At 57.8% G+C, this 18366-nt stretch carries 10 protein-coding genes and 1 pseudogene; 5 read left to right on the top strand and 6 right to left on the bottom strand.

All coding sequences use genetic code 11. The features are described 5' to 3' along the window. Nucleotides 1–951, top strand: a pseudogene (locus tag WW58_RS02885) (hypothetical protein); the annotation flags it as partial. 329 nt (nt 952–1280) lie between these two features. Then, nucleotides 1281–2093: a hypothetical protein gene (locus tag WW58_RS02880; RefSeq protein ID WP_046435282.1), complete on the top strand. Its 813-nt coding sequence runs from the start codon at nt 1281–1283 to the stop codon at nt 2091–2093. Nucleotides 2094–2453: 360 nt separating this feature from the next. On the opposite strand, the gene WW58_RS02875 is transcribed toward WW58_RS02880, so the two are convergent. Together WW58_RS02875 and WW58_RS02870 are read right to left on the bottom strand one after the other, a co-directional pair. Continuing rightward, the gene (locus tag WW58_RS02875; protein WP_094140874.1) at nt 2454–3626 is read right to left on the bottom strand and encodes a PDZ domain-containing protein; all 1173 of its coding nucleotides are present in this window, start codon (nt 3624–3626) and stop codon (nt 2454–2456) included. Continuing rightward, nucleotides 3623–4543, bottom strand: a complete 921-nt coding sequence (locus WW58_RS02870; RefSeq protein WP_288143398.1) for a S1C family serine protease — start codon at nt 4541–4543, stop codon at nt 3623–3625. Before WW58_RS02870 ends, WW58_RS02875 begins: the two co-directional genes overlap by 4 nt. A gap of 313 nt (nt 4544–4856) precedes the next feature. Between WW58_RS02870 and WW58_RS02865 the strand changes: the two genes are divergently transcribed. Both WW58_RS02865 and rmuC read left to right on the top strand, forming a co-directional pair. Beyond that, nucleotides 4857–7448 (top strand): transglycosylase domain-containing protein, encoded by a 2592-nt coding sequence (locus tag WW58_RS02865; protein WP_046435274.1) that lies wholly within the window; start codon nt 4857–4859, stop codon nt 7446–7448. Nucleotides 7449–7464: 16 nt separating this feature from the next. Then, the gene (gene rmuC / locus WW58_RS02860; protein WP_046435272.1) at nt 7465–8718 is read left to right on the top strand and encodes a DNA recombination protein RmuC; all 1254 of its coding nucleotides are present in this window, start codon (nt 7465–7467) and stop codon (nt 8716–8718) included. Between the two features lie 157 nt (nt 8719–8875). Here the strand turns inward: rmuC and WW58_RS02855 are convergent, their stop codons facing one another. The 4 genes from WW58_RS02855 to WW58_RS02840 all read right to left on the bottom strand — a co-directional run bounded on the left by WW58_RS02855 (nt 8876) and on the right by WW58_RS02840 (nt 12932). Continuing rightward, entirely contained in the window at nt 8876–9577 is a 702-nt protein-coding gene (locus tag WW58_RS02855) for an HAD family hydrolase (RefSeq protein ID WP_012419238.1), read from the bottom strand. Nucleotides 9578–9581: 4 nt separating this feature from the next. Beyond that, nucleotides 9582–10361 carry an acyl-ACP--UDP-N-acetylglucosamine O-acyltransferase gene (gene lpxA, locus WW58_RS02850; protein ID WP_012419239.1) on the bottom strand — a complete coding sequence of 260 codons (780 nt, stop codon included), beginning with the start codon at nt 10359–10361 and terminating at the stop codon, nt 9582–9584. Nucleotides 10362–10427: 66 nt separating this feature from the next. After that, nucleotides 10428–11294, bottom strand: a complete 867-nt coding sequence (locus WW58_RS02845; RefSeq protein ID WP_046435269.1) for an RDD family protein — start codon at nt 11292–11294, stop codon at nt 10428–10430. Between the two features lie 12 nt (nt 11295–11306). After that, nucleotides 11307–12932, bottom strand: a complete 1626-nt coding sequence (locus WW58_RS02840) for an FtsX-like permease family protein (protein WP_123052172.1) — start codon at nt 12930–12932, stop codon at nt 11307–11309. A gap of 338 nt (nt 12933–13270) precedes the next feature. Between WW58_RS02840 and WW58_RS02835 the strand changes: the two genes are divergently transcribed. Further along, on the top strand, nt 13271–18366 hold a 5096-nt coding region (locus WW58_RS02835), incomplete at its 3' end, for an RHS repeat domain-containing protein (protein WP_046435266.1).

Here is an 18366-nt window from a genome sequence, read left to right as displayed (position 1 = left end):
AACAGGGCCTCCGGCATCGCCAACCGCCGCTTCATGCCCGACCTTCAGGGCAAACCCTCGGAAGCTGTCGTCGAAGAACTCGCCAGGACGGACGAGGGCTACAAGCATGCCTCCAAGTACCTCACCGTCGCCGGCGGATTCAATGTCAACTCCACCTCCCAGCGCGCCTGGGAAGCCACCCTGCTGGGGCTCAAGAAGCGCAAAATCCTTTATTCCAGAAACGGGAGGCCTTCCGTGCTCGGCAACTCCCAGACGGCCTTTTCCCGTTTCGGGGTGGCCAGCAGCGACAAGTCCCACGTGGACGACTACGGCTCGATAGGGGTGACCCAGGGCATCCCGGACGGGGAGGCCATGGCGTGGTCGGACCTGAGAACCCTGAGCGACTCCCAGATCAGGTCCCTGGCCCGGAACATGGTCAAGGAAGTCAGGAAAAGGGGGCCCTTCCTGAACATGTCCGACTTTGTCAACCGCCGCCTGCAGAGCGGTGAAATGGGGGTGAAGGGAGCGCTTCAGGCGGCTATTGACGAGAGCTCCATCAACAGCACGTTTGACGAACTCTCCGACATGGTGATCGCGCCCAGGGGAGGCTATCCGAACCAGGACGCGGCCAGGGGGTCGGTGTATACGGCCGCCCCCGGCTACCTGATCCAGTCGGACGTGCTGGCGGTGCTGGGCAACATCCTGACGACGCGGGACGATACGTTTACGGTGCGCGCCTACGGGGAGCTGACCAACCGCGAAGGGGTGGTGCTGTCGCGCGCGTGGTGCGAAGCGGTGGTGCAGAGGGGGATCAACTACGTGGATCCGGTGAACAGCCCGGAAACTCCTGCCCGGAAGGTCAACATGAAGAGCGGCGCGCTGGAGGATACGGAGCTGAGCGCCGTGAACAAGGCGTTTGGCAGAAAGTTCAATATCGTCTCCTTCCGCTGGCTGTCCCCGGAAGAAGTGTAGCAAAGGGAGCGCGTTTCCATTCCGTTTCACGCCGCTTTTCCTTTCCCGGGAAAGCGGCGCTTTTGTGTCCGGTAGAAGGAGTTCCGGCGTACCCGTTGGACAGGGAGCGCCCTCCCTCAGGGATTTTTATCCCTTAATCCCCTATTTTTCGCTTGCACCTTTACTCCCATTCATGTACTTCACAAGGGATAAAAGCCCGTCAGGGGCCTGCCATCGCGCTCCGCTGCGCGGACCGATGCCCATGCCCTTCCGCATTTCCTCTATGCGGTTATCCGCCAAAGGGTTATGCAACGTATCAAAACTTTTTCATTCCCCAGAACCCAGAATATATGCGTATTTTACCCATCCTGGCCTTTGCCTGCCTTTTCGGAAGCATTTCCTTCGCCCAAGGACAAAGCCGCACCCCCTCCAGGCCGGAACCGGCCCAACCGGCAGCAAATGCTCCGGCGGCCGATACTGTGGACAAGTCCCTGCCGCCAGCCGCCGTCAACGGCATCCGGTTCGTTCTGAAGGAGCCCATGTCTCTTCCTTCTCCCATTTACATGCCTATTGATTCCAAAAGGCTGGAAAAAGTGGAAATCCGCGCCGCCCTTCCGGGACGCCGCAGCGTTTACCCCAGGAGCAAGATCATTACCCTGTTCGGGGGCCTGGACCAGAAAGGCATGCCGACCAATAAACTCGTCAGCAAGCCCCTGCCGCCCGATCTTGGCTCCAAAACCCTGGCTCTGGTCGGCAAAAACAGCAAAGGGGAATTGACGCTGGATTTTATTAATGAGTCGGAACTGCCGCTGAACTGCGTTTACATCCAGAACCTGACCGGACGCACGTTCACTTTGGAACTTCCCAAACCTCCCTCGGGAGAAAAGAGCGCTATCGAACTGCCCAGCAAATCCACTTACATTTTCGGCAAGAACTCTACAGACAGCAACATTTCCCGCACCACCCCCGCCAATCTGACGTACATGACCCGTTTGAAGAACGGCAAAGTCGTCAAGGTGAAGGATAGAGGCATGATGCTGACGACCTACCCGGGACGAAAAGTGGTCATGATTATTTCCCCGGATTCCACCGGCCGCACCGTCGTTTTGACGGAATTGATGATTTTCAAGGAAAGACCGGGGGCGGCTTCCTCAGACAAGTAAGTTTTCTTCCAATATCCGGGAAGCCGGAAGCGGCTCTTGAGCATATCCGGATTATTCAGAAAAACGGGCATTTCTGCCCGTTTTTTATTTCTCGTTTTGCTTCCCCAGCCGCCACTGAGCGAAGGAATAAACCACTCCGGACATTGTTCCGGCACGGGAACAACGCCCGCCCTATTTCCCGCGGCTCCAATGCGGCAGGCGGACTGTTCCTGACGCCGGAAACGGTTCCCGCAAAAAAGCCAACGGAACCCCAGTAGGGAGACAGGGCATTCCGCCTATGCTCCCATACGAAGAAAGAGATCCTGAAGCCAGACGGTTCGCCGGAAGGTTCACTCGTTGCCCTCCGGCATCCGGGCAGGCTTAATAAACTTTGGGCACCAGACCCTGACGGCTCATCTTATCTTCCACTTTTCGCCGGTTTTCTTCCAGACGCCGGGCGTCATAGGAATCATCCACAGGCTGGGCCTCCGGAATGTTTTCTCCGCGTCCCGCCTTGTATTGCTGCACCTGCGGGAGCACTCCTTCCACCAGTTCCCTGCATATCCAGGAAGGCAGGATATAGGTCTCCGTGCGTCCGGCCCGGCTCAGGGCCAAACCTACAAATTTTCCGTTGACGTCAATGACCGGGCATCCGGCCCGTTCCGGGAACAAGGTCATGTCCGACTGGATGACCAAAGGGAATTCATCCCTTTTCAGGCTCATCCGGTTGCCCATGGAGTTCATCATATCAAGGCGCTTTTGCGGGAATTTCATCACTTTGGGCCTGGGCCCCGTGAGGAGTTTTCCCTCCACTACCTGGTTCCGCCGCCTTACTTCCACGGGAACCGTCTCACCGGGACGCACCCCGACCATAGCGGCACGGATGGAGTACATTCCGTCCACCGGCTTTCCATTCAGCTTCATCAACACATCGCCGGCCATCAAGCCGCTGCGGTGCGCGCCGCTGCCGGCTTCCACGCCGCCTATCATGACCCCCTCCCCGTCCCAGCGGGGATCGGAAACGATGCCGAGATAAGGCTGGTCATCCGCCCTCAGGCTGCGCTGGGCCACGGAAACGACTCCGAAGTCGCTCACATGCCCCGTGGGCGATACGGCTGCAATCACGTCCCCTTCCTTCGCCTGCACATAGGAATTCAGGTCAATGGGAGGAGCGGGAAGCCCCGGCACATCCATCATCAGCAGATCATGCTCCGGAAGGGCAAAGAGCACCTTGGCGTCATAAACCCGCCCGGAAGAATCCACCAGCATGACCGGACGCCGCTCCTTCTGGAGATCGCTCAATTTGGTGAGGACCTTTCCCTTCCCCACAACCGTTCCCAAAGCCACCTGGGCATTGCCGGCAACCAGCGCCACCACGGACTGCCCCACCGGAACAGCCACTTTGTCCCATTCCCGGAAAATCTCCTTGGCCTGGCTGTCCAGCACGCTTTTGTCCTCCGGCGCAATCATCTGGTCCGGAGGCAGGGGAGAAGCTATTTCCTGGGCACACGCGGAAGCCGCCGCGAATGCCGCCCATAAATATTTCATCATCATCCTTGAGTTTGTTCCTGGTATTTCAGGCCGGACATCAGGTCGCCGCGCCTGCCGAATGTAAGATCCGCCTTGTAAGCCGTACCTTTCCTCACCACCACCAAGGGAACGGTTTCCCCCGGACGGTGCCTCCCCAGTTCACGGAGCATATCCCTCACGGAACGCAGGCTCCGGCTGTCCATGTGGGTAATGACGTCCCCCGGCCGGATGCCGGCGGCGTCCGCCGGAGAATTCACCACAACATCTTCCACCACCACGCCGTCCACGCCCAGCACGTCCATCATGGCAAACCCGAGCACAGGAGATTCGGGGTCCGCCATGGGATGAAGGCCCAGCTGGCCCCAATGCCTGCCGGAGAGCAGTTTGTCCCAGTCTCTCCTGAAAACGGAAACAGGGACATGGTTGTTGATTTTCAACATAGGGCCAATGGAGGAATGGATGCCAACCAACCTGCCGGACAGGTCAAAGAGGGGGCCGCCGGAATCTCCGCCAATCAGCGTGCATTCCGAAATAAGGAAGCGCTGCTTTCCGTCCGTGCACAATCTTCCCATGCGGATGGGCGCGCGGCGTTCCGGGTCAAATCCCTTGGAATGGCCCAGAGCCACCACAAAATCCCCCACATGAAGACCGTCGGATTCCCCCAGTTCCACATGGGGATAGTTTCCTCCGTCCATGATCTGCACCATGGCGGCATCCCGCGTGAAGTTGGCTCCCAGCACCCGGCCCTTGACTACGCGCCCGTCGGCAAAGACCACACGCATGATTTCATCGCCGCCCACGACGTGGGCCGCAGTCAAAATCAGGCCCTGCGGAGTGACAATGACGCCGCTGCCCGTCTCCCCCCCGTCGGAAACCAGAGCCACTGTAGCAGCCGTAACGCTGGAGGCCACTTTATGCACATGTTTCTGCAAATCCGCCATGGAAGAAACATTCCCCGCAAGGCCCGCCCCTCCCAACAACAGGGACACAAGCCCCCCAACGACCAAGTAGCGAAAACTCGTCATTCTCAATAATGATATCATGAAATTACCGATAATCGAATGATAGGACATACCCTACTGTATAAACGTTCAAAACGGCAGAATTTTGTCTATGGATTGCGACATGGCGCCACATCTTTTGCTTAGACCATTCCGGTTATTTATGATAAAGTCCATCCCACGGATGGGGTTAAACGACAAATCAAGGAAACGACATGACGCCTCCTGGAGGGAACGCATCCAAGATGGAGAAATGTCTTCCCGTTCCCGGACGGAACGCAAAAAAAGGCCCGTTCCCCGTCCATCCTACCCCGGGCTGCCGCAGGAAGATCCTGAGCCGGCCGTCATTCCCGGCCCTACCCGCAGAACGGGGAATTCCCGCAACGGTCCTTCCCGGTATGACACGCCGCCCCAGCGACGAGCCTCCCGCCCGTCTCCGAAGGAAGATTTTGAAGACAGTCCGGAAAGAGAAAAAGAAAGCCGTCCCGCGCGCGCAGGAACCATGCGCAGGCCGCGTTTCACGATTTTCGGAGCCCTGCTGTTCGTCCTGCTGATGCCGTTCCGCTTCATCGGCTCCCTGACGCGGAATATCCGCTGGTTCATCTGCTGGCCCCTGCGCATCCTTCTGGGATGCTGCTTCGTCGGCATCGTGATCGGGTCCATCCTGGTGTTCCTTTACGGCGCCATTTCCAACCGCTATGACATTTCCGAGGTAAAGAGCAACATTCCGGAACGCACGGTGATTCTGGACCGTAAAAACCGCACCATCGGCACCCTGCACGGGGAAAACCGCAAGCGGGTATCCCTTCAGGAAGTTCCTCCCATTTTTATTGATGCCCTGCTCCTGCGCGAAGACAACCGCTTTTACGACCATGGCGGCGTGGACTGGATAGGCGTGGGCCGCGCCTTTGCGCAGGTGCTCAAGCACAAGAGAGCTACGCAGGGGGCTTCCACCCTGACGATGCAGCTCGCTAAAATTACGTACAACCACCGGGAGCGCAACCTGCATTCCAAACTGACGGAAGTGGCTCTGGCGAAACGCATTGAAGCCACTTATACGAAGGACGAAATTCTGGAGACTTACATCAACCGCATTTTCTGGGGGCACACCTTCCTGGGGATAGCGGCGGCAGCGCGGGGATATTACGACAAGGAACCCCGGGATTTATCCCTGGCGGAATGCGCCACCCTGGCCGGCATTATTTACGGCCCAAATGATTTTTCCCCCATCAAACATCCGGAGGAAGCAAAAAAAGTGCGCGATATTGTCCTTGGCCTGCTGAAAAACGAAGGCAAGATTACGGAAGTGCAGTATCAGGCGGCCCTGGCGGAGCCTATCGCCACCCGGACGCCCCAGTCCCGGTCTGAGGAAAATTACGCCATGGGTCTCGTGCGCCGGGAGCTGGACGCCATTCTGGAGGAAGAAGACATCCGCCTGGGAGGGCTGGTGGTGCATACCACATTGGACCTTGATCTGCAGAACGCCACGCTGGATGCCATCAATAAGCACATGGACGCGCTGGAAGCCCGCAAGGATTTCAAGAAGCACCTGGCTTCCCTGCAGACCAGGCGGGAGAAGAGGGGAATTCTGAAAAACAAGCTGACCACCAAGGCGGAATATGAGGCCTCCCTGGCCGCCTGGAAGGCGCTCCCTGCGGAACAGAAGGAAAAGACGCAGCCGCCGATGCCCAATTACATCCAATCCGCCGCCGTAGTCATGGACAATGCCACGGGGGCTCTTCTGGCCGTCGTCGGCGGCCGGGACGCGGAAGAATCCAAGCTGAACCGCGCCATTCAGTCCAGGCGGCAGACCGGTTCCCTGTTCAAACCTTTTATTTACGCCACGTTTTTCCAGCAGGGCAATTCTGCGGATACCCGCATTTCGGATGACAGGATTGCCTACGGGGAAATACGCGGAGCCGCCAACTGGTCCCCCCGCAATTCGGACGGAACGTACCGGGGCATGAAGCCGGCCTCCTTCGGTCTCATCCTTTCCCGCAACACCATGTCCGTGCGCATCGGCAACCGCGCCGGCTTGTCCAATGTCATTCAATCCGCACAACTGGCGGGCTTTCACGGAAATATTTCCCGCACCCCGGCCCTTTATCTGGGCACGTGGGAAGCGTCCCCTCTGGACATCGCCAGCGCCTACAGCGTTTTTGCCAACGGGGGCGTACGCCCCACGCCGTACATCATTGACCATATTACGGATTCCCAGGGCCAGCCGCGCTTCGCCATCACCAAGAGCAAGCGCACCGTCTATTCCCAGCGGGCGGCGAACATAACCTCTTCCATCCTCCAGCAGGTCTGCAAGCCCGGAGGCACGGCAGGCAAAATTACCACGCTGGGCTTTAAATCCCCCTGCGGCGGCAAAACCGGAACCACGAATAATTATACGAACGCTTGGTTCGCCGGATATACGTCCAACCTCACCTGCAGTGTATGGGTAGGGTTCGATTCCTCCACCAAAATTCTGGAAAAAGGCTACGGAGGCACCCTGGCCCTGCCCGTCTGGGTGGATATTATGCTTGCCGCCCAGAAGGAAGGCTATCCCGCCAACGCCATCCGTACGCGTCCCGGTTCGGAAGGACAGGCCGTACTCGTCTGCCGGGAATCCAATCAACTGGCCCATTCCGGCTGCCAGTACGCCAAGACTGCGTATTTTGAAACCTCCGCAGGCTACCAGGCCCCCGCCAACATGTGTGAACGGCACATTCCCATGGCGGAACCGGATTCGGAAGAGAGCATTCCCTATGCGGAACCGCTGGACGGCAGCGACGATAACATCCCCCTGGCCGAACCCGTGGAAGAAACGGACGGCATCCCCTACGCCACCCCCATCTGATTGCTTATTTTTTCTTATGATTCCCCCATTTTTTCCCTGGTTCCTGGCCTTTTTGCTGCTGATCGCCTGCGTGGCGCTGCTGGTTCTGCTGCTGCGGTACCGGGACCGCTCCGTCCGCCTCGAAGCGGAATCCCGCTCCTGGCAGGAACGGGCGGAAGACAGAACCCAGATGCTCCGCCGGGCGGAAGAGGTGCTGAAAGATTCTTTCGCCGGCATCAGCGCGGAAGTCCTCCGGAACTCGGAAAAACAGTTCCTGAACCTGGCGGAAACGCGGCTGCAAAGCCAGCGCCAGCAGGCCAATCATGACCTGGATTCCCGCAAACAGGCCATCGAGTCCATGCTGAAGCCGGTGAGCGAATCCCTGAAACTGGTCCAGTCCCGGCTGGGAGAGATGGAAAAGGAACGCGTGGGCGCCTATACGGACCTGAAAACGCAAATCCGCTATATTCTTTCCGGCAATGAAGCTCTGAAAAATGAAACCGCCAGGCTTTCCCAGGCTCTGCACCACAACAGCGTTCGCGGCCAATGGGGAGAGCTCCAGCTGCGCCGCGTGGTGGAACTGGCGGGAATGGTGGAGTACTGCGATTTCACGACTCAGGAAACCCGTTCCAGGGAGGAGGAACGGATACGGCCGGACATGGTCATTCACCTTCCTGGAGGCCGTTCCATCATTATTGACGCGAAAGCGCCCATGGCATCCTACCTGAATGCCGGGCAGACGGAGAATCCGGAAGAACGCAGCCAGTGGATGGCACGCCATGCCGCGGACGTCAGGAGGCATTTGCAGCAATTAAGCGCCAAGAATTACTTTGCCCAGTTTTCCCCATGCCCCGAATTCGTCATTATGTTCCTGCCCGGGGAATCCTTCTTCCAGGCGGCTCTGGAAGCAGACCCCACCCTGATTGAATTCGGCGCGGAGAACAGAGTTATTCTTTCCACTCCATCCACCCTGATTGCCCTGCTGAAAGCCGTCGCTTACGGATGGAAGCAGGAGCAGCTGGCGGATAACGCCAAGAAAATTTCGGAAGCGGGAGCGGACCTGTACAATACCTGCTCTATCCTTTCCGGTCATTTTTCCTCTCTGGGCAAGAGCCTGAACCAGGCGGTAGCCCAGTACAATAAAACCGTTTCCTCTTTTGAACACCGGTTCATCCCCCGGGCCCAGAAGTTGAAAAACCTGGGCGTCACCTCCACAAAGGAGCTTCCCCGCTCCCTGGAAGACATTACCGAACGGGCCAAATCTGCGGATGTTCCGGATATTACGCCCTGAAAGAGCGGCAACAATACGTCTTTTTCCCTTCCTGACCATTTCCGAGCCGGGAAAATACAGCTCTAAGGCATCCCCCGCAAACGCTTTCCTGCGCCTGGAAGCATCTTGGAGATGTAGAGGAATTCAGCCTCCGGCGGCCCTGCCCCTCCCGGAATTTTCAACAATTCCTATGCGCGGCAACGGGAAACGGCAGGCTGCTTTCATCATGCAGCCGGGCAGATAATTCCCCCGCGGCGGCGCACACCGGCACCCGGAAGGCATCCAGAGCGGAACGGGAACTGTAGCCCCACCCCACCAGAATAAGCCGTGTTCCGGCGTTCACGGCCGTGTTGCCGTCATGGGCGGAGTCCCCCACCATGCACACCTGCGCCGGCTCCCTGCCCCAGGAACGGACGATGGACAGCAGGGAGTCAGGTTCCGGCTTGCGCGGAAAGCGTTCGGAAAAACCCATCACCTCCCGGAAGGGAATTTCAGGCAGGATATGGCGCACCAGCGGCACCGTAACCGCATGGGGCTTGTTGGATAAAACGCCCAGAGGATGGCCTTCTCCGGCCAGGGACAACAGCATTTCCCGGATGCCGGGGTACGGAACCGTGCCCTCCTGCCAGGTGTGCGGGTATTCACGCATGAATCCCCGGTGCACCGCTTCAAAAGCTTCCTCCGGCACGTTTCCGTTGAAATAGCCTTTCAGGGAAGCCAGGCAAAGCTCCCGGGCCCCCTTGCCCACCATTTCCCGGATGGCGTCCACGGAATGCTCCGGATACCCCAGCGCTTTCAAGGCCAGGTTCAGGCCGCGGGCGATACCGGGAATGGAGTCCACCAGCGTCCCGTCCAGGTCAAAGACAAAACCCGTTTTCATGGATTCAATGGCAGAACCCCCGTTCGGAAGTTTCCACGAATTGGATGATTCTCCTCAGGCAGGCATTTTCCGCATACCCCGAATGCCGCAGTTCCTCCAGAGCTTCATGAACGGTCAGCTTTTTATTGACGAAAAGCTTTTTATAGCACATGCGCACGGCTTTCAGGTCTTCTTCGGAAAAGCCGCGCCTCTGCATGCCGATGGAGTTAACGGAACGCGTTACGGCCGGGTGGCCCTCCACGATCGTGTACGGCAGGACATCCTGGCTCACGCGGGCCATTGCTCCCACCATGGCATGTTCCCCGATGCTCACAAACTGGTGTACGGCGCAACATCCCGCCAGGATGGCGTAATCCCCCACCGTAACATGGCCGGCGGCGGTAGCGAACCCGGAGAAAATCACATGATTGCCGATCTGGCAATCGTGCCCGGCATGGCAGGAAACCAGGAAAAGGTTGTTATTCCCTATCCGCGTCGCGCCGCCAATGTCCGTAGCCCGGTTGATGGTGGCGTTTTCACGGAAGACGTTGTTATCCCCCACTTCCAGATAAGTCGGCTCTCCCTTGTATTTCAAATCCTGGCTTTTCAGACCGATGACGGAAAACGGGAAAAATTCGTTGCCGCTGCCGAAGGAAGAAGGACCGTCTATAACCACATGGCTGTGCAGCACGCAACCGGGCCCCAGTTTGACATGTTCCCCGACAACGCAAAAGGGACCGATTTTAACATCATCCGCGATCTCTGCAGCAGGATGCACTACTGCCGTTGGGTGTATTTCTGGCATGGCTGAAACAAGTATGAAACAAATTCAGGTGATTAAAAGCCTAAACCCCGCAGGGCCGTCTTTTTATCACATTTGGCCGGAAGCGGCCGCATAAGCCTCCATCTCAGGCAGCCAGGGAATCAGCAGAACGTAGATGAGTTGAAGGCACAGAATGATCAGCACCAACGTCATCACCACTTTGCGGAACGTGAGGGAGCCGTTCAGCACATCCGTAGTCCCCAGCTTCCTGTCCCAGGGAGTAAAACCGAAACGGCGCACCCACCACCAGGAAAAAAACAGGGCCAGCAGCATCAGGGAAGGAGCAAAACACCCCAGACCAAGCACCATGACGAACAGGGAGCGCCGGAATGCCATGGGGAAAGAAAGGCGTCTTCCCCGGTAGTCCCTGACGGAAACGCCCAGCATGGCTTTTCCCGGGGTTGTGCCCAATGTCCCAAGAAATGCAGTTTCCATGAGAACCATCGGGAGGCAGAGGTAAAGCAGAGCTTCATAGGAACCAGGAAGAAAACCGGGATTGAAAGCAGCGCCGGATACCCTGAGCACAGCCAGGTACAGCGTCATGTGCATCATTACATCAGCCATTCTGCCAAGAAAACGGACGTACGCATACGGAACCACCAGCGGCACTCCCTCCTCCGCGGCCTCCCCTCCTTCTTCCGGCAGGCAATCCGCATCTGCGGAAAGCGCCGGGACATCTTCTCCCCCTGCGTTTTCCAGCCTCTCTTCCCTCCCGTTCCGCCGTTCCCCTTCTTCTCTGCCGACGGCACCTGCTCCTTTCAATGCCGGAAGGTCACGGATGCATACCCACTCCGGGCATCCGGCATGCCACGCCCGGGCGTTTTCCGGAATGAGGCCCGCCTCCAGCATGGAAATGACCTCCACTTCCGGCAGAGGCCCCTTCCGTTCATGATCCTGAATCCAGTAAATATCCATAGGCGATTCCTGTTACATACTGCGCAGGGAGCGGGCCGGATCCTGGCGCGCCGTGATCAGGGCAGGAATGATGGATGCCACCACGACCATGACAAAAGCTTTCACCGCCTGCCATGCCAGCTCCGCCCAATCAATCACCACCGGGATATTCGCCGTGCCGTGGAAGGCCACAGGGAACGGGTCAAAGCCTATTCCCGCAAGAAAACCCTGAATCTGCATGCGGTATTCCAGCACCAGAAGCCCCAGCCCTACACCCAGGAGAGCTCCCACAAAACCGATGATGACGCCCTGCCACAGGAAAACGCGCACCACCTGGAACGGAGTGGCTCCCAAAGCCTTCATCACGGCGATTTCCTTTTTCCTCTGGATGGAAACGGTAAACATCACCGCCATGATGCAAAAAGCGGAAATCAGGGAGATGAAGGACAGGACAAAGCTCATCATCATGCGCTCCTTCTGCATCAGTTCAAACCACGCGTTAAAGCGGTCATGCCAGGTTTCCAGCGTCCATGCGGAAGAAGGCTTCTCCTTTTCCAGCGCCTGCATCACGGGGGCCAGCATCGTTTCCACATGGTAAGGGTCTTCCACGCGCAGGGCCACGGCCTGCACCACGTCATCCTCATAACCCAGCAATTCCTGGCCGATGACCAGCGGAATGAAAAGATCCGGGCTGGGCGTATGCTGGGAGGCCCGGTAAATTCCGATCACCTCCAGGTCCTTCGGCATCACCAGCTCCTTGATCTTGCGGAAACATTCCATATCCGCCTCATTTCTTGCCCCGGCCTTGAAACCGCTCAAAACGGTTTCCCATTCCTTCCGCGTTCCTTGCGGAAAGGCCACCTTGCCGTTGTCCGCAAGTTCTCCGTCGTTTAACACGGCAAGCAGATCCATCAGGCTGGAACGTTCCGCATCCCTGCGTGGGACGGACAACAGCCCGTTAAGCAGAGAAAAGGCCCTGTCCACGGAGGCTCTGTCGGCCGTTTCACGCTCTCCCTCCGTCTTCAGGGATTTACCCCACTCCTTCAAATCCTTGAGTTCCCGCGCGTTTTTCTCCGCCAGCATCGGCAGCTCCGTCTGCTGGTAGGCGTGGGAAATTTCCTGGAAATTGCGGGTCGTGTAAACCCGAACAACATCTCCCACCTTCAATCCCATGTTCTCCGCCACGATGGAGGAAACCACAGCCTTTTCCCCCATGTCCAGTTCCGCATCGCCGGCGACCACCAAACGCTTCAAATCCTCCAACTGGGCGGCGTTTTCCGTATCAATGGCCCGGAAAAAGCAGGGCCTCTGCCGCCCCTGCACATCCGCCAGCGCATAGTCTTCTATCAGGGCGTAGGCGGACTGGACGCCGGGAACGTGCCTGAGTTTCTCCCCCAAATCCAGCCAGTCCGGAATCACTTCCCTAACGCCGAAGTCGTTCCGGTAACATACCTGGACGTGCGGGGAGTGCGCAAACAGATTCCCCTGAATTTCCTTCTGGAGTCCTCCCATGACGGACAACACGACGATGAGCACCATTACCCCCAGAGAAACGCCCAGCAGGCAAATCAGGGTAATAATGGAAAAGAAAGTCCGCAACGGGTTCAAATACCGCAGCGCCAGGCTCAGGCTGATGTACCGGCTCAATAGGTTCTTCATGAATAACGCGGCACACCTTGCCTGATTGCGCTCCCCTTTCCAAGCCTAAAACATGTTCCGGAAAACGGGCGGCCTTTCTTCTGCCGCGCAATCAGGCAGAAAAGGGACATCCCATCTTTTCCTGCGTTGGGAACTTTCCTGTGCCCCGCGCCCGGAAAACATCCTGCGCCAGAATATATTTTCTGCATGCAAAAGGATGGAAAAAAACAGGAGAAAATCATCATATCTTGTTGACTTCTATTTTTATAGGTGTATCCATAGGTTTAATTGCTAAATGGCGCACCTTATCACAAAATTATTGTTGATAAACAGAAATTATTTAAAGATAGCCAATTAGAATGAAATCTAACTTTTCCATCTGCAACAGCGTCCGGGGCAATCATCATCTTGGTTTTACCGTTACGCCGGTTTTACAGAAGAGGGAGGGCGAATCGTCCGTCTCCTTTTCCTATAATCATGCAGCTCCGTCCTATCCCGGAGACGTGATGCCGGAAACCTCCAAACAAATTCAAGTAGGGGAAGGCGGAGGGGATACCCGTCTGTACGTACTGACGGCCACCGGCACGGTGGATGACCAGGCCACGATTTCAGTAGCGGGGCAAAGCTATACGTCACCCTCAGGCGCCGGAGTAAGAATTAACGGCAGCTTCTCCGACCTCAAGGCCGGATTTTATACAGTATCCGTCTCCCACATCAACATTGACTATCCTCCCAGGGGGAATGTATCCTTCCTCAATTGCACCGTAGGCCCGGCCAGCGCCATCTCCATCACGCCTGATGAGAACGACCCGCCGCAGGAATGCGATTGTGATTGCCCGCCGTGCTCCTGCAATTCGGACGGTGAAACTACTCCCGGAGGCGTCCCCTCCAGCAGCAGCGCCCCAGTCAGCGGCCGCTCCTCCCTGCGCCACTTCTTTTCCAATCTGACCACAACCTCCGGAGGAAGCGGGGTGATGCGGCAATCCTCCGTTAATGGCATGGCCTGGTCAGCGCAGTTCGGCGCGTTCCGCGGCATATCCCACATGCCGGCGGGACGTCTGGAAATTTCAGCCCACCGCTCTTTCTCCCCGGATTTATTCTCCCCGGCAGGTTTGGCCCTGCGGCATCCGCTAGCCACCTTCCTCGCGCTGCCGGAAGGGGGCATGGCGCCCAACACGCTGGTTGCTTTGCTGGATGGGGCCAGTTACACCAACTACATGCTTGACGGCACGGGAAGCGCGTTTTTCCCGGTAGGCGCATCGGGCATCACAACGACCATCCTAGCCCCCGTCCCGGCCATGAGCAGGGAAGCGGAGGCATGCAACCTTGAGCAGGCCGCCTTCATCCGCGCTTCTTATGCGGGAGGAGGCTCCGTCTTTTACTCTCTTTCCACAGGGCAATGCGAAGGCTATATCTCCGCGGGCGGGTATTTGATGACCGCATCGGAAGCCGAAAATTACCTAGCGATTGTTCGTGGCGAACACGGCGTTATCCGTCAAATATGGAACACCTGGGATGGGCTGGCGGATGTGCTCCCCCTGGAAGGAGGAGGGTATGCCATCAGCATTTATCCGCCCGCGCAGGTCATGGAACCGGAGGAAGAAGGAGCCCTATTCACCGTTGAAGGGACTCCGGCGAAAATCTTCACCGTGACGGGAGACGAAGCTTTGCAAACCCTCGTCATCTCTGAACGCGACAACACGTTGCCGGCCACTGTACCCGACTTCGTGACCAAATGGACATGGTCGCAAGAAGCCTGGAGCATGGCGGAAGGAACAGGAGAAGATGCCGTTGAAACGCGGAGGGAACGCCTTCAACCGGAGGAAGATTCGCAGGAAAACCGCTACCGCGTCCTCACCCGTCTGATGAAAAACAATGTGGTGGCCTCCTGCACGCTTGAGGAATATGAAACGACCATCACCGGAGAACACCTGCTGAGCCGCACGGAAGGGTACGGAGCCGAAGGGGCGTTGACTACTGTTTACTCCTATGATGACTCCGGCCGGCTTATCTCCTCTGCTTCTCCCAACGCGGGGGAACACAAAACCGTCTACGACGCCGCAGGACGCCCGGTGCTGGAAAACAGCCCATGGGGAGCCAACGGATTGCGGACAGTAAGCACAAAGTACCGTGACAGCGCCGCAGGCTACACCAGTGAACCGGCTGAAATAAAAATCCAGCTCTCTACCGTTTCCGCAGTCAACACATTAAGCCTTGAGGTATATACCTATACGGAAGAAAACCATGTCAAACGCGTGGAAAAGCGTGAAACGGCGGCAGGCTCTTCCGTCACGCAGCTCAGCGTTACGGAAACCTGGCTGGCCGGCGCGCCGAATGCCTTCGCGGCGGGACGCCTCAAGATGGAACAGGCCGTCAACGGCGTACAGACTCATTATACCTACGCCCCAACCACAGATCATGGGGCCCTCTACAGCGTCACGGCGGAAACGCGCATCAACGGAGAACCCGTTCCCGGCCAGTCAACCCGCCGCGTCAGCTACATCACCGCTGAAGGAAACACCGCAAGGGAAGAAAACCTCGTCCTGCTCCCCACGGGCGAGTGGAGGCAAACCGGCGGCGCTTCCTACTCTTACGACCTTCTCAACCGCCGTGTGGAAACGGTGCGCGACAATGGCCGCACTTCTTCCCGCGCCCTGACCTGCACAGGAGAACCCCTTTGGGAAGTTGACGAAGACGGCGTACGCACGGATTACGCTTATAACACTGCCCGGCAGCTCATTGAAACCACGCGCAGCGAAATAAACGACGGGACTGACGTCGTCACTCCGGAAACGATCACGGCGTATGAACGCGATGCGGCAGGGCAGATAATAAGCGCGACGACCCACATCGGGCCGATGCGGACAACCGAGGAAACTGCCTATGACCTGCTGGGTCGCGTGACCCGCAAAACCGATGTGCTGGGCCGCGTCACAACAACCAGTTACAGCGAAGACGGACTGACGGCTACGACAACCACGCCATCAGGGGCGACGCTCGTCAATACATACAACACAGACGGGAGCATCGCGCATGAATCCGGCACAGGGCAAAGGGAGCTCTACCACATTTATGATTTTATCAGAGGCCTGCGCCACACTACCCGGCTGGCGGACAACACAACCATCCTGAAACAGGAGATTCGGGACGGCTTCGGACAAACCATTACGCTGACTTCTCCCACCACCCTGGAAAACACCTATCTCTATACCCGCAGCGTTTACAATGCGCTGGGCCAGCTCACCCGCCGCACGGAAGGGACCCAGGCTCCGGTGGAGTATGAGTATGACAGCATGGGAAATCCGGCCAGACAAACCGTTGTGCTCGACTCGGCGTCTCCGGCGGATGCGGCAAAAAACCGCATCCAGACTTTCCAGACAGCCTGGGAAGAACGTGAAGACGGCGTCTATCAAAACGTCGCCGCTGCCCGCAACAATACAGCGGGCAACATGTTAAGCAGCGCTGTCAAACGCCTGGTTACGGAATCCGCCGTTCTGCAAAACAGGCAAATCACCATCGACGAACGCGGCCATGAAAGCATCCGGTGGACCGAATATGGGCAGGGCGCGGTGCGCGTGGAAAAAAGCAGCGTGCCCACCTCCGACATTACAGCTTCCGCTACCGTCGTGGACGGCTTCACAATTTCAGAAACGGATAATCGGGGAATCGTCACCGCCTTCACCCGCCGTTACACGGAAACCGGCCTCGTCCGGACGGTCACGGATGGCAGGGGGAACGCTTCCACCACTCATACGGACATTGCCGGCCGCCCGATTGCCGTAACTGATGCTGCCGGCAATACGACAACCACGACCTATTGCGCGACCAGCGACAATCCCTCTGCCGTCACAAATGCCCTGGGCAATACGGCCAACTATACCTACGATGTCAGGAACCGTAAAACAGCGGAATACGGCACGGCCATCCAGCCGGCCCTGTTCGCCTGGGATGACGCAGACCGCCTTATCAGCCTCACCACCTTCCGCATAGACGAAGAAACGATCATTTCCGACCCATCCGATCTTTCCGGCGGAGACACTACCGTCTGGACTTACCATGACGCTACCGGGCTGGAATCGGAAAAAACTTACGCCAACGGCCGGGGAACCGTCCGGACCTACGATGCCAACAACCGCCTTGCCACGGAAACGGACGCGCGCGGCATCGTCACTACCTATACATGGAACGCGGCGCAAGGCCTTCTCACAAGAATCGGCTTTTCCGACGGCACGCCAGAACAGGCCTTCTCCTACAACATCCTCGGCCAGCTCACGCAAGTGACGGACGCCTCAGGCATACGTACCTTCTCTTACAATGAATACAGCGACCCCGTACAGGACAGCGTCACGGTGAATGGCGCCGTCTTCCCTCTCGTGGAAACCCTGGACGGTTACGGTCGCAGCATCGGCTACATCCTCAAACGCGGCGCCAGCGGCAATGCCCAAATCGCCTCCTGGGGCTACGCGCCGGACGGGCGCATCAACAGCGCGGGCTTCATGCACAGCGGACAGAACCGCATCTTTGAATATAACTATCTGGCAGGAAGCAATCTGCTGGAAACCTTGACGATACCCAACGGCATGACGCTGGAACAAAGCTATGAAGCCAAACGTGACCTGCTGGCGGACATGGACTATAACCGCGGAACAACTCTCGTCTCCCGCCGCGCCTATGCCTATGACGCCCTGGGGCGGCCAACCGCCCGCACCCTCCTCCGCCAGGGAACCACACGCCGCGACGTCTTCTCCTACAACGGGAGAAGCGAGCTTGCTGCGGCCACCCTCGGCACGGACGCTTACGCCTATGACTATGACAACATAGGCAACCGAAAGACAGCGCGGGAAATAGAGGAGGAATTCGCTTACACGGCCAACGAACTCAACCAGTACACAAGTATTGAGCAATCCATTCCCAACTCTTCCCTCTCCCCCCGGGAACAGACTTTTGTCCCCACCTATGACGCTGACGGCAACCAGACGAAAATCAGGACCGCTACCGGCGTCTGGACGGCGGAATACAACGCGCTCAACCGTCCCGTGCGCTTCACCCGCACGGCGGAGGACGGCACGGTGACCACCGTCACCGGCGACTACGACTACATGGGACGCAGGATCTTCAAAAAAGTGGAAACCACCGTCGCCGACCCTGAAACGGGAGAAAGCACGACATCCGTCATCCTGAACCACCGCTACCTTTACCGGGGCTATCTGCAAATCGCGGCCCTCGACCTCACGCGAACGACGCTCAACGCCTTATGGTACATCCTGTGGGACCCGACGGAACCTGTCGCCACGCGTCCGCTGGCTATCCAGACGGCGGGCAGCTGGTTTGTCTACGGCTGGGACTTGACCAAAAACGTGATGGAACTCTACAAGAGCAACGGAACTATCGCGAATTCCTACTCCTACGCCCCCTTCGGCGAAGTCACGCAAAGGGGCAACATCACCAATCCCCT

Source organism: Akkermansia sp. UNK.MGS-1 (genome assembly GCF_000980515.1).
Lineage (GTDB): Bacteria > Verrucomicrobiota > Verrucomicrobiia > Verrucomicrobiales > Akkermansiaceae > Akkermansia > Akkermansia muciniphila.
This window is presented reverse-complemented; position numbering and strand designations above follow the sequence as displayed.